A 13,752-nucleotide genomic window follows, 5' to 3' on the forward strand; every position below is an offset into this window, starting at 1 on the left:
CACGTCCGATCTGGGGGAATTGCTATGGCGACACGTAACGTTCCGGGCACTTATGCGACGATTTCTGATGCTGTTGGTGCCTCGGTGGCAGGCGACACCATCCTGGTGGCCGCCGGCTACGCAGGTAACGAGAGCGTCAGCGTCACAGTCGAGAACCTGACCTTCAGCGCACCGATGAGCGTTGCTGGCATCGTGCTGTACGCTGCGGATGGCATCCTGACGATCAACCTGGCGGACGCCTCCGCCATCCAGGTCTACGGCAACGACTTGAACAACATCATCAGCGGCAACAGCGGAGCCAACTTCATCGACGGCGGCGCGGGAGACGACACGCTGGACGGCGGGGATGGCAACGACACGCTGGACGGTAATCAAGGCGTCAACACGCTGAATGGCGGCAACGGCAACGACGTTCTCTACGACACCAGCGGAGCCGGTTCGACGTTGAACGGCGGCGCCGACGACGACCTACTGTACATCGTCGATCTCGGCGGCAGCGCCATCGGCACGATCGACGGCGGCACGGGCACGGATACCGTTCGGGGCGGCAATCTCAACGGGTACGCTTTCAGCAGCGTCGAGATTCTCGATGCCAACGGCGTCAATGGTTTTCTCGGCACAACGGCCCAGCTTTCATCGTTCGGCACGCTGACCGACAGCGTCGTAGCGGCGGACAGCCAGTTCGGCGTCGGCATAGTGGGACCCGGAGGGGTGCTAGACCTGTCGACGCGTATCACCGGCGAGCACTCGGCCCATGTTTCCGACTGGGACGTAACGGCCGGTTACACCGTGACCGGGACGGCCAATGGCGACTGGCTTCAGGGTTCGGGCTACGACGACACGCTGAATGGCGGCGACGGCGACGACACGCTTGACGGAGGTCAAGGCGTCGACGCGCTGGATGGCGGCAACGGCAGCGACATTCTCTACGACACCACCGGTGCCGGTTCGACGTTGAACGGCGGCGCCGACAACGACCTGCTGTACATCGTCGATCTCGGCGGCAGCGCCATTGGCACGGTCGACGGCGGCACGGGCACGGATACCGTTCGGGGCAGCAACCTCAACGGCTACAGCTTCAGCAACGTCGAGGTTCTCGATTCCAACGGGATCAACGGCTTTCTCGGAACGACAGCCCAGCTTTCGTTGTTCGGCACGCTGACCGACAGCGTCGTGGTGGTGGACAGCCAGTTCGGTGTCGGCATAGTGGGAGCCGGAGGCACGCTGGACCTGTCGACGCGCATCACCGGCCAGCACTCGGCGCATGTTTCCGACTGGGGCGTAACGGCAGGCTACACGTTGACCGGGACGGCCAATGGCGACTGGCTGCAGGGTTCAGCCTACGACGACACGCTGAACGGCGGCGACGGCGACGACACGCTGGATGGCGGTGAGGGTGACGATACGGTCGACGGTGGTGCGGGCAACGACGTGCTAAACGGTGGCGCTGGCAATGATTCGCTGACTGGCGGCGGCGGCATCGACACCGCGAACTATTACGACGCAGGCGGCGGGGTGACGGTCAGCCTGGCCACCACGGCGGCGCAGGACACGCTGAATGCCGGCACTGATATCCTGTCCGGCATCGCCAACCTGGTCGGCTCGGGCTTCGATGACCAGCTCACGGGCGACGGCAACGCCAATCGCCTCGACGGTGGTGGCGGCAACGACACGCTGGCTGGCGCGGCCGGTGCCGACACGCTGGATGGCGGGACCGGCGCGGACACGATGACCGGCGGTGCGGGCGACGACACCTACTATGTCGACGACGTTGGCGACACCACGGTCGAGGCGAGCAACGCGGGAACCGATCAGGTCTTCAGCTCGGTCAGCTACAGCCTATCGGGCCAGTATGTCGAGAACCTGACCCTGACCGGCAGCGGAGACACCAACGCCACCGGCAACTCGTTGGCCAATACGCTGACCGGCAACTCGGGCAACAATGTGCTGAGCGGCGGGACCGGCGCGGACACTCTGTACGGCGGTGCGGGTGACGACGTGCTGACGGGCGGGGCTGGCGCCGACACGATCGATGGCGGTGGTGGCGGCTCCGACAGCGCAATCTACTCCGGGTTCGGCAAGTACTACGAGCTGATCGAGACGCTGGTGAGCTTCGATCAGGCGCAAGCGATGGCTCACGACCTCACGCTTGCCGGGATTCACGGCCGGCTCGCCACCATCTTCTCGGCCGAGGAGAATGACTTCGTCACGACGACCGTCGCCAAAGATGGGGTCTTCTGGCTGGGGGCGAGCGATGCGGCATCGGAAGGCGAATGGTACTGGCTGGACGGCCTGACGCAGGCGCAGCAATTCTGGAGCGGAGGTGTCGAAGGCACGACGGTCAACGGTCTGTACTCGAACTGGACGTCGGGGCAAGAACCTAACAACGGGCTCGGTTTGTGGGAGGAAGACGTCCTGCTCGCCAACTATCTTGGCGACGGGACTTGGTATGACGTCGACTCGAGCTATTCGACTTACTTCGTTGTCGAATGGGATCAGAGTGCGGTCGGTTTGGGATTCGACGGCAGCGATACCGCGTCCTATGCCGCGAGTGCGGCTGCCGTCACGGTCAACCTCGCGACGGGCGTGAACACCGGCGGCGACGCGGCGGGCGACACGTTGATCTCGATCGAGAACGTCACCGGGTCGGCACATAACGACACGCTCACCGGCGACGACGGCGGCAATGTGCTGACCGGCCTGGCCGGCAACGATACTTTGGTTGGCGGCGCTGGCAACGACACCTACTACGTCGACGATGTCGGCGACGTAGTGCGCGAGGACTCCACGCCCGGCGTCGACGACGGCGGCACCGACCTGGTGAATGCCTCGATGAGCTACACGCTGGGCGCCTTCTTCGATAACCTGACGCTGACCGGTAGCGCCGATATCAACGGCACCGGCAACGCGCTGGCCAACATCATCACCGGCAATGCCGGAAACAACACGCTGACCGGGGGTGACGGCGACGACACCTACGTGGTGGACAATGCTGGCGATACGGCCGTGGAGGTCGCGGGCGGCGGGACGGACCTGGTGCAGAGCTCGGTGAGCTTCACGCTGAGCGCGGAGGTCGAGAACCTGACCCTGACCGGCAGCGCGAGCATCAACGGCATCGGCAACGCGCTGGCGAACGCGATCGTCGGCAACGCCGGCAACAACCTGCTGGACGGCGGGGCTGGCGCGGACACGATGACGGGCGGCGCGGGCGACGACACTTATGGGGTGGACAATGCCGGCGACACGGTCGTCGAGGCGGCGGGCGGCGGGACGGACCTGGTGCAGAGCGCCGTGAGCTTCACGCTGAGCGCGGAGGTCGAGAATCTGACCCTGACCGGGTCGACGGCAATCAACGGCACCGGGAACGCGCTGGCCAACACGCTGACCGGCAATTCGGGCAACAACGTCCTGAACGGCGCGGCCGGCGCGGACACGATGGATGGTGGGACCGGCGCGGACACGATGACCGGCGGTGCGGGCGACGACACCTACTATGTCGACGACGTTGGCGACAGCACGGTCGAGGCGAGCAACGCAGGGACCGATCAGGTCTTCAGCTCGGTCAGCTACAGCCTATCGGGCGAGTATGTCGAGAACCTGACCCTGACCGGCAGCGGAGACACCAACGCCACCGGCAACTCGCTGGCCAATACGCTGACCGGCAACTCGGGCAACAATGTGCTGAGCGGCGGGACCGGCGCGGACATCCTGCTCGGCGGTGCGGGTGATGACATGCTGACGGGCGGGGCTGGCGCCGACACGATCGATGGCGGCAGCTCCGACAGCGCCATCTATTCCGGGTTCGGCAAGTACTATGAGTTGATCGAGACGCTGGTGAGCTTCGATCAGGCGCAAGCGATGGCTCACGACCTCACGCTTGCCGGGGTTTCGGGCCGGCTTGCCACCATCTTCTCGGCCGCCGAGAACGCCTTCGTCACGATGACGGTCGCCAAGGGCGAGCTCTTCTGGCTGGGGGCGAGCGATGCGGAAACGGAAGGCGAATGGTACTGGCTGGACGGCTCGACGCCGACGCTGCAATTCTGGAGTGGCGGCGCTGGCGGTCATGTCGTGAACGATCTGTACGTCAACTGGGCGCCTAACGAACCGAACGGCGGCACCGGCGAAAATTACTTGATCGGCAATCCACCGGACCACCCTACAGGCTACTGGAACGACGCCGCAGCACAGTACAACGTCGTCGTCGAATGGGATCAGAGTGCGGTCGGCTTTGGATACGCAGGCAGCGATACCGCGTCCTATGCCGCGAGTGCGGCTGCCGTCACGGTCAACCTCGCGACGGGCGTGAACACCGGCGGCGATGCCCAGGGCGACACGTTGATCTCGATCGAGAACGTCACCGGGTCGGCGAACAACGACACGCTCACCGGCGACGGCGGCGGCAATGTGCTGACCGGCCTGACTGGCAACGATACTTTGGTTGGCGGCGCCGGCAACGACATGATGTTTGGCGGCGCCGGCAACGACACCTACTACGTCGACGATGCCGGTGACGTAGTGCGCGAGGACTCCACGCCCGGCGTCGACGACGGCGGCACCGACCTGGTGAACGCCTCGGTGAGCTACACGCTGGGCGCGTTCTTCGAGAACCTGACGCTGACCGGTAGCGCCAACACCAACGGCACCGGTAACACGCTGGCAAACACGCTGACCGGCAATTCGGGCAACAACGTGCTCGATGGCGCGGCCGGCGCGGACAAGATGACGGGCGGCGCGGGCGACGACACTTACGTTGTGGACAATGCCGGCGACACGGCGGTGGAGGCCTCGGGCGGCGGGACGGACCTGGCGCAGAGCTCGGTCACGTACAGCCTTGCCGGCCAGTATATCGAGAAGCTGACCTTGACGGGCAGCGGGAACACCAATGCCACCGGGAACTCGCTGGCCAACACGCTGACCGGCAATTCGGGCAACAATGCCCTGGACGGCGGGACCGGCGCGGATACGATGGCCGGCGGCGCGGGCGACGACACCTACTATGTCAACGCCACCAGCGACTCCGTGATCGAGGTGGCCAACTCAGGAACCGATCAGGTCTTCAGCTCGGTCAGTTACAGCCTGTCGGGCCAGCATATCGAGAACCTGACCTTGACGGGCACCGGGAACACCAACGTCGCGGGCAACTCGCTGGCCAACATCCTCGTCGGCAATTCGGGCAACAACGTCCTGAACGGATCGACCGGCGCGGACACGATGACGGGCGGGGCGGGCAACGACACCTACGTGGTGGATAATGTCGGCGACACGGTGGTGGAGGCCTCGGGCAGCGCGGGCGGGACGGACTTGGTGCAGAGCTCGGTCAGCTTCGGCCTGGCCGGCCAGTTCGTCGAGAACCTGACCTTGACCGGTAGCGCGAACATCAACGCGACCGGCAACTCGCTGGCCAACACACTGACCGGCAATTCGGGCAACAATGCCCTGGACGGCGGGAGCGGCAGCGACGTGCTGAACGGCGGGGCCGGCACGGATGTGCTGACGGGCGGCAGCGGCCTGGACACGTTCGTGTTCGACTCGGCACTGGCCGGCACTATCGACACGGTCGCGGACTTCAGCGCGGCGAACGATACGATCCGGCTCGACCAGAGCATCTTCACCGCCATCACCACGCTCGGCACGCTCTCCGCCGCGGCGTTCTTCGCGGGCCCGGCCGCGCACGACGCGGACGATCGCATCGTCTACAACGCGGTGACCGGGAACCTGTTCTACGATAGCGACGGGACCGGGGCGGCGGCGGCCGTGCAGTTCGCCCAGCTCAATGGCGCGCCTTCCATCAGCAACACGAATTTCAACGTGGTGGCCTGACCGCCGGCGACCGTGCCCAGGGTGCCTATCCGGTCGCTTGTATTCTCGTCGCAGACCGCATAGAGCGCTCGGCGGCAGGATGCATGCGGTTCATTCACACGTCTGACTGGCAGCTCGGCAAGCCGTTCGGCCGCTTGCCCGACGAGGCGCGCGCGGCGCTCCAGGAGGCGCGGCTCGATGCGATCGACAGCCTGGCCGCGGCCGCCCGGCGCGAGGGCGCGCGCGCCGTCCTGGTGGCCGGCGATGTGTTCGACAATTCGGAGCCGGGCGATCGGGTCTATCGCCAGGCGCTGACGCGCATGAAGGCCGCCGCCGACGTGCGCTGGGTGCTGCTGCCCGGCAACCACGACCCGGCCCGCGCCGACGGGCTGTGGAGCCGGCTTGCCGTCGAGGCGCCGGGCAATGTCGTGACCTGCCTGGAGCCGCAGCCGGTCGAGCTGACGGAGGGCGTCTGGCTGCTGCCTGCGCCGCTCCAGTACAAGCGTACGCTGGAGGACCCTACGGACTGGTTCGACCGCGCCGAGACGCCGCCCGGCGCGCTCCGGGTCGGGCTGGCGCACGGCTCGATCACCGACTTCGGCGGCCGTGACGCGGCCACCAATCTGCTCCCGCCCGATCGCGCGAAGCGCTCGGGCCTCGCCTATCTGGCGCTCGGCGACTGGCACGGCCGGCTGACAGTCGATCCGTTCACGCATTACAGCGGCACGCCCGAGCCCGATGATTTCGGCCGCAAGGCGACCGGGGTTGCGCTGAGCGTCGAGCTGCGCGGTGCGGGCGACGCGCCGAAGGTCGAGGAACTGGCGATCGGCCGCTACGGCTGGGCCACGGGCGACTGGACGCTGACCGCCGGCGAGGAGCTGGAGGGGCTGCTGGCCGGCCTGGCGCCCGAGGTCGAGCGCCGCAACCTGGTGGCGCGGCTGAAGCTCTCGGGCCGGCTCTCCCTCGCCGACAGGGTCGCCGTGCGCGACCGGCTGGAGAACGGCCTCGCGCACGAAGTCCGCTGGCTCGATCTCGATGTCGGCGATCTCTCCTCCCGTCCGACCGAAAGCGATCTCTCCGACATCGACGTGAACGGCGTGCTGCGCGAAGCCACCGAGCGGTTGCAGGCGATGGTTGCCGAAGGCGGCATCGAGGGGCGGCGGGCGGCGGCCGCGCTGGAGCGTCTCTATATCGAGCATCAGCGCGCGCAGCGCGGAGGCGCCTGATGCGGGTGCGCGAGCTCGAGATCGAGAACTTCCGCAAGTTCCGGCAGCCCGTCCATCTCACCGGCTTCGCCGACGGTCTGAACCTGGTCTGCGAGAGCAACGAGGCCGGCAAGTCGACCGTGCTGGACGCGCTGCGCGCCGCGCTGTTCGAGCGCCACGGCTCGCGCAGCGAGCGCATCCAGTCCTTCCGCCCGCACGGCGACGAGGTCGCGCCCACGGTGAAGCTGACGTTCGAGACGGGCGGCGAGAGCTGGAGCGTGCGCAAGCGGTTCGGAGCTGGAGCAGCAGATCGCCGCGCTTGGCGCCGACATCGAGCGGGCACGGACGGCGAGCCAGGCGCTGGCCGCCGCCGAGTCGCATCTGCGGGAAGCGGTCGGCGTGCGCGAGCGGCTGGAGGCGCGCGCGTCGAAGCGCGCCGGGTTGCGCGACGCGCTTGCGGCCGCGGGGAAGGACCGCGCCTCCGCGCTGGCGGCGTCGGCCGATCATGCGAAGGCGCTCGCGACGGCGCTCGACGGGGAGCGCAGTGCCGCATCCCTTCTCGAGGCGGCGCGGGCAACGTTGCGAGAGACAGAAGAGCTGCGACGCGTCGCGCAGGGGACGAAGACGGAAGGGGAGCGTCAGCGGGTGCTGTCGGCGGCCTTCGCGCGCCTCGATGCTGCCGAGGCGATCGCCGCCGAGCTCGAGGCCACGCGGCGCGCGCTTGCGTCGGCGACCATGACGGAAGCGGCGCTGGATCGGTTGCAGAAGCTGGAGCGGGCCGTTGTCGAGAGACGCTCCGCCGCCACTGCCGGTGCCGCGACCCTGCAGGTTGCGCTGGAGCCGGCCGCGCCGGCCGCTCTGTTGAATGGTGTGGCGGTCGAGGGCGGCGTGCGCGTGGCGGTGACCGAGAGGCAGGTGCTCGACATCGCCGGCCTCGGCACGGTTGTCGTCGAACCGCCGGCCGGCGGCGAGGCCGCGCTCGCGGCCTTGCGCGCGGCCGAGCAGGACCTCGCCGGCTTCCTGGCGCAGGTCGGCCAGGCGACGACGGAAGAGGCCCGCGCAGCCGCGCGCGTGCGCAGCCGGATCGAGCAGTCGGAGCAGGCGCTTGCCGCGCGCCTCGCAGCCGCTTGCCCCGCCGATCCCATGCTCAAGCTGGCCGCTGGATTGAAAGCCTTGCGTGGCGCGCTTGCGGGCGAGATGCGGCCCGATGTGACCTCGACGCCTGACGCAGGCGTCACGCCCGGCGAAGACGTGGAGGCGCGCTGGGAGGCTGCGCGTACTGCGGAGCGCACGGCGCAGGGACGACGCGAGGCCGCCGTGGACGCCCTCCGCGCCGCCGAGCTTGGCGAGGTGCGCCTCGCCAGTCATGTCGCGCGCGCCGCTGCGGAGCACCAGCGGCTGGAATCCGAGCTCGCGGCCGAGCTAGCCGGGCTGGACGATGACGATCTTGCGCGGCAGTTGTCCGAGGCCCGAGCAACCGAGACTCGGGCGGTGCTGGCGCGCGACGAGGCGCGCCGCGCGGCGGCCGGGCTCGACGAAGCGGCGCTCATCCGGCGCCGCGCCGGCCTCGTGCAGAAGCACGAGCGAATGCGCGAGGACCGGCTGGGGCTGGTGCAGGAGATCGCAAGGCTGGAGGAACGCGCGAGAACGCTGGGAGGCGCCGGGCCGGCGACTCGCGCAACGGGGGCGGCCGAAGCGGCTGACGTCGCGCGGACAACGCACGAGCGCCTCAGGGAGGAGGCGGAAGTGCTGCGCCTCCTGAAGCAGGTCATCGGCGACGCACAGCTCGCCGCGTCGCGCCGCTACCTCGCGCCGATCACGCGCCGGGTCGCGCCCTACGTCTCGCGGCTCCTGCCCAACGCGAGCCTGGCGCTCGGCGACGAATACACGCCGCGCGCCCTGATCCGCGGCGGCCGCGAGGAAGCCGCCGGCGATCTCAGCAAGGGCACGCAGGAGCAGCTCGCGGTGCTGACGCGCATTGCATTCGCCGATCTGCTGATCGAGAAGGGCAAGCCCGCCTCGCTGATTCTCGACGACGCGCTGGTCTTCGCCGACGACGATCGGTTCGAGACCGTGCTCGATATCCTGGCCGATGCGGCGCGGCGCATGCAGGTCATCATCCTCAGTTGCCGCACATCCGCCTATCGCGCCCTCGACGCGAAGCGCATCGTGATCGGATGAGGCCCGCGGGGCGCGGCGAGATGAAGTGAAGGAATCCCGAACGCATTCCGGGACACACTTTGAAGAAAAGTTGTTTCGCGGGTTTCTCGGCAAGGGACCTACACAAAAGTTTTGCGGTACTTTCCGGCACGCTCTCTGCTAGCAAATGCGCGTCTGCCTCGTCTCGATGGCGCAGTTCATCAGGATGAGGATCGCCAGACAGCAGTTGACCGCTGCATGAGCGTGCCGCTCCGCATCGAATGTCCGCTGCTAGTTGTTCGACGCCAGGTTTTGTTTCTGGCGTCGGCTTGATCGTTGGGGGCCAACATGAGCACAGCGACTGTCTCCGTCAGCAACTGGGATCGCAAGGCCGAGCAAGCACGCGCGAAGGCAATGACCATGATCAGCCCTGAAGCGAAGGCTTTGATGCTCGGCGTGGCGCGCAAGTACAAGGAGCTGGCCTCGGCCAGCCGCAAGCCGCGGAAGGTGACGAAGCACTAGGGCCGTACGACGAGGCAGAAGGGCGAGGCCGCGGAAGCCTCAGCCCTTCGCCGGTCCGAGAAAGTCGAAGTCGACGCCTTCGTCGGCCTGCAGCACCGTCCTGTGGAACAGCCCGGTGTAGCCGCGGTCGCTGCCGGGGTGCGGCGGTGGCGCCTTCCATACTTTCTTCCGTGCGGCCAGTTCCCTGGCCGGTACGAGCAGCTCGATCTTGCGGTTCGGCACGTCGAGCGTGATGCGGTCCCCGGTCTTGACAAGCGCGAGCGGGCCGCCGACGGCGGATTCAGGTGCGATGTGCAATACGATGGTGCCGAACGCCGTGCCGCTCATGCGCGCATCCGAGATGCGGATCATGTCCTTCACGCCGGCGCGCGCGAGCTTCATCGGGATCGGGAAGGAGCCCGCCTCGGGCATGCCCGGCGCGCCCTTCGGCCCGGCATTGCGCAGCACGAGGATATCGTCGGCCTTCACGTCGAGGTTGGGATCGTCGCCGCGCGCGGCGAGGTCTTCCAGCGAGTCGAACACGACGGCACGGCCGGTATGGGTGAGCAGCGCGGGCGTTGCCGCCGAGTGCTTGATCACCGCGCCGCGCGGCGCGAGGTTGCCGCGCAGCACCGCCATGCCGCCGGTTTCCTTGATCGGGTTCTTCGTCGTGCGGATCACGGTCTGGTTGGGCACGATCTCGGCCGCATCGATCACCTGCTTGAGGCTCTTGCCGGAGACGGTCAGGCACTTCTCATCGAGATGGCCGCGGATCTCCTTCATCAGGCGCGGGTTGCCGCCGGCCCAGTGGAAGTGCTCCATGTAATGGTCGCCCGACGGCTTGAGGTCGACCAGCACCGGCACCTGGCGGCCGATCTCGTCGAACTCCTCGAGCTCGATCTGGATGCCGAGCCGGCGCGCGACGGCGGTGAGATGGACCAGCGCGTTGGTCGAGCCGCCGATCGCCTGCAGCACGGTGAGGGCGTTGCGGAACGCCGCCCTCGTCATGATCTGGCTGGGCTTCGGTCCCTGCTTCACCGCCATCTCGGCGGCAAGCTTGCCGGTCGCCTCGGCGACGCGCAGGCGGTCGGAGTGGGTGGCCGGGATCGAACCCGATGTCGGCAGGCCCATGCCCAGCGTCTCGACGATGCAGCCCATGGTGCTGGCAGTGCCCATCACCATGCAGGTCCCCTTGGTCGGCGCCAGCCGCTCGCTTACCTTGTCGATGTCGGCCTCGGAGAACGTGCCGGCGCGATACTGGCCCCACAGGCGGCGGCAGTCAGTGCAGGCTCCCAGCACCTCGCCCTTGAAGTGACCGACCAGCATCGGGCCGACCGGCAGCACGACGGCGGGACGGTCGACGCTCGCGGCAGCCATGAGCTGGGCGGGCAGGGTCTTGTCGCAGCCGCCGATCAGCACGACCGAATCCATCGGCTGGGCGCGCACCATCTCCTCGGTGTCCATTGCCATCAGGTTGCGCAGGAACATCGACGTCGGATGCGAGAAGCTCTCGTGGATCGACACGGTCGGGAAGACCATCGGCATGGCGCCGGCCAGCATGACGCCGCGCTTCACCGCCTCGATCAGGTCGGGAACGTTGCCGTGGCAGGGATTGTAGTCGCTGAAGGTATTGGTGATGCCGACGATCGGCCGGTCGAGCGCGTCGTCGGTGTAGCCGCCGGCCTTGAGGAACGCCTTGCGCAGGAACAGCGAGAAGCCGGCATCGCCGTAGGTGGCGAGCCCCTGTCTCATTCCAGTGGGCCGCATGCCGGTCGGCTTGTCGCTCTTGCTGCCACCCTGGCCGTTTTTGTTCTTCTTCGCTTTAGCCATCTTGCTACTCGCCTCGCTGGAGCCCGTCGTCTTACTCCTCTCCGCCGTTAGGAGGAGAGGCGGGGAGAGAGACATGAATATCGCTTTCCTCGCCTGCCGCCCAGCGCGCGTGTGAAGCGGGGTCGCGGTTCGTTGCAATGGTGCGTGCGAGCTCCAGGCCCATCAGCGCGCCGAACTTGAAGCCGTGGCCGGAGCAAGGCGACATCAGCCAGCCCTTGGCGCCGGTCTTCTCGACGACGAAGCGCTCGTCCTCGGTCACGGTATAGAAGCAGGCCTTCACCCGGTCGGTCCGCCAGCTATCGAACCCTCGGAACAGATCGCGGCAGCGCTTGATCAGTGGGCGGATCTCGTCCTCGTGTGCGTCGCGGCCGGCATCGGGATCGCCGCTGCGGCTGAACGAATGGTCGCCGACCTTGAAGCCGCGACCCTGCATGGGTGGCACGAAGTAGAGGCCTACATCGCCGGTCTTCTGGATAACCATCGGCCCCTTCGACCAGGCCGCGCGCTGAGCCTCGGGCAGCCGGAAGTAGATGACGACCTGGCGTGACGGCACCAGCGTGCGGGCGAATTCGGGCAGAAGGCGGCCAACCCAGGCGCCGGCGGCGACGATCACCACATCGGCCTCGTGCGTCACATCGGCCTCCGTGACGACGCGCCCATGCTCGAGGTCGACCGACCGGACCGCGGTGTGCGGATGCAGCGTCACGCCAGGCCGAGACTCGAGATGCCGCGCAAGCGCGGCCACGATGTCCTGCGCGAACAGCACGCCGCCGGTCTCCATCCAGAATGCGCGCTCGACGCCGCGCGCGTCGAGCCGGGGAAAGCGCCGGCGCAGATCGCCGAGCGAGAGTTCCGTCATCGGCCGGCCGATCGCGGCCTGCGTGCGCGCCGAGCGCTCCGCCCAGTCGGCGCCGTTGCCGGTCAGGGCGAGCGTGCCGGTCGGCGCATAGAAGGTCTGACCGAGATCGCGCCACAACAGGTCCCAGGCCGCGAAGGCCGGGTCGATCATGCGCGCATAGCCCGTGCGATCGCCGTAGGGATGACGGATCAGCCGATGCTCGTCGACAGAGGAGGCGAGCGGGTTGGGCAATACGCCCTGCTCGAACAGCTCGACCACGTGGCCCTCGCGCACCAGTCCCCAAGCGGTGGACAGGCCCATGATGCCGCCACCGACGATGATCGTCTTCATGGGCGCTGACACTCGGCGAGGCCGATTCGCGCGTCAAGCCGACGATGGCGAGGGCACCCTGCTGAACATCGATGCGCAGCGTGAATGTACCGACGGCCTACTGCCGCTGCCAGGTATGGGACCGTGGTGGAAGTGCTCGCCGTGTTGCTGGAGAGGGGCTGCCCGACGCGACGGACATCGCCACGATCGAGGCCGCCGCGATCAACTGCATCACGCTGGCAGCGCTGTCCGACCGCCTTGCCTTGGATCCCACCGACGGCGGCGGCGATCGCATAGGGATCTGCCGCGGCTCGCGCCCTGATGCCTCAGCGGATATTCGGGGAAGTGCTGTCAAAACTTGCGACGACGCCCGTTGGTCAAGCTGGCCCTGCGACTGGAGGACCGATCGTTTGCCGGTTCTTTTCGCTCACCTTAGCCGGCCGCGTCACCTCAAAAGGCGGCGATCAGGATCAGTCCAACGGCGTTCGTGATCGCGAAGTTTCCCCCGTAGTCGACCTGGCGGACGAGGTACGGCTCCAGGCTGAAATGGTGGTAGATCGGCAGGGTGACGCCGGCGGTCAGCCGGTTTCGCGCGAACTTGACCGTAGCGGGTGTCGAAGAAGACCTCGGCGGAGGCGTAGGGTGTAAAGCTGTGGCCGTCGACGGTGAAATCGCGCTGGACCCGGAGGCGCTCGCGGATACGAACCCAAAAGCCGGTATCGAGCTAGCGCAGATCCTCGAGCATGCGGTAGTCGGCGATGATCTGTCCCGGCAGGTGCAGACGCAACGTCTGCTCGATCAAGAGGCGATTGTCATTGAAGGGATCGCCATCTGTTGCTCCGCCGTGCCGGTAGCCGATGCAGCCCAGGAAATAGTCCGCAAAGCGATGCTCGACGGTCACCCCCTCCTCGGCCTGATAGCTCGACTGGCTGGCAAGATCCCGGCTGACCGCCGTCATGGCGATCGCACGCGTGCGATCGTCGAACCGGTAGTGAATTTGCGCCTCCGGCCAGAACTCGTTCGACACCTGGCCTTGCGCAGTCGCCGCAGAGATCATTGCGACGACCAACGGCAACAGAGCTGCAGGGCGGCGGATCAAACGTCGCGTTC

Annotated in this window: 7 protein-coding genes and 1 pseudogene; 5 read left to right on the top strand and 3 right to left on the bottom strand. The window is 67.4% G+C overall.

Annotation, left to right across the window (positions count from 1 at the left end; genetic code table 11):
* The first annotated feature begins 24 nt into the window (after positions 1-24).
* The 5 genes and pseudogenes from ACQY8M_RS15005 to ACQY8M_RS15025 all read left to right on the top strand — a co-directional run bounded on the left by ACQY8M_RS15005 (position 25) and on the right by ACQY8M_RS15025 (position 9,665).
* Positions 25-5,820 carry a lectin-like protein gene (locus ACQY8M_RS15005; RefSeq protein ID WP_428673516.1) on the top strand — a complete coding sequence of 1,932 codons (5,796 nt, stop codon included), beginning with the start codon at positions 25-27 and terminating at the stop codon, positions 5,818-5,820.
* Between the two features lie 83 nt (positions 5,821-5,903).
* Entirely contained in the window at positions 5,904-7,025 is a 1,122-nt protein-coding gene (locus tag ACQY8M_RS15010; protein ID WP_428673519.1) for a metallophosphoesterase family protein, read from the top strand.
* Positions 7,025-7,252 (top strand): annotated as a pseudogene (locus ACQY8M_RS15015) (AAA family ATPase); the annotation flags it as partial. The gene ACQY8M_RS15010 and the pseudogene ACQY8M_RS15015, both read left to right, overlap by 1 nt.
* A 151-nt stretch (positions 7,253-7,403) precedes the next feature.
* Positions 7,404-9,185: a hypothetical protein gene (locus ACQY8M_RS15020; RefSeq protein WP_428673522.1), complete on the top strand. Its 1,782-nt coding sequence runs from the start codon at positions 7,404-7,406 to the stop codon at positions 9,183-9,185.
* A 306-nt stretch (positions 9,186-9,491) separates the two neighbouring features.
* Entirely contained in the window at positions 9,492-9,665 is a 174-nt protein-coding gene (locus tag ACQY8M_RS15025; RefSeq protein WP_428673525.1) for a hypothetical protein, read from the top strand.
* 39 nt (positions 9,666-9,704) lie between these two features.
* Here the strand turns inward: ACQY8M_RS15025 and ACQY8M_RS15030 are convergent, their stop codons facing one another.
* The 3 genes from ACQY8M_RS15030 to ACQY8M_RS15040 all read right to left on the bottom strand — a co-directional run bounded on the left by ACQY8M_RS15030 (position 9,705) and on the right by ACQY8M_RS15040 (position 13,717).
* Entirely contained in the window at positions 9,705-11,411 is a 1,707-nt protein-coding gene (locus ACQY8M_RS15030) for an IlvD/Edd family dehydratase (RefSeq protein ID WP_428675368.1), read from the bottom strand.
* A gap of 94 nt (positions 11,412-11,505) precedes the next feature.
* Positions 11,506-12,663 (bottom strand): NAD(P)/FAD-dependent oxidoreductase, encoded by a 1,158-nt coding sequence (locus ACQY8M_RS15035; RefSeq protein WP_428673528.1) that lies wholly within the window; start codon positions 12,661-12,663, stop codon positions 11,506-11,508.
* Between the two features lie 703 nt (positions 12,664-13,366).
* Complete coding sequence (locus ACQY8M_RS15040; protein WP_428673531.1) at positions 13,367-13,717, bottom strand: hypothetical protein; 351 nt, start codon at positions 13,715-13,717, stop codon at positions 13,367-13,369.
* Positions 13,718-13,752 lie beyond the last annotated feature (35 nt).

The sequence above is a fragment of the Reyranella sp. genome, assembly GCF_965279465.1.
Lineage (GTDB): Bacteria > Pseudomonadota > Alphaproteobacteria > Reyranellales > Reyranellaceae > Reyranella.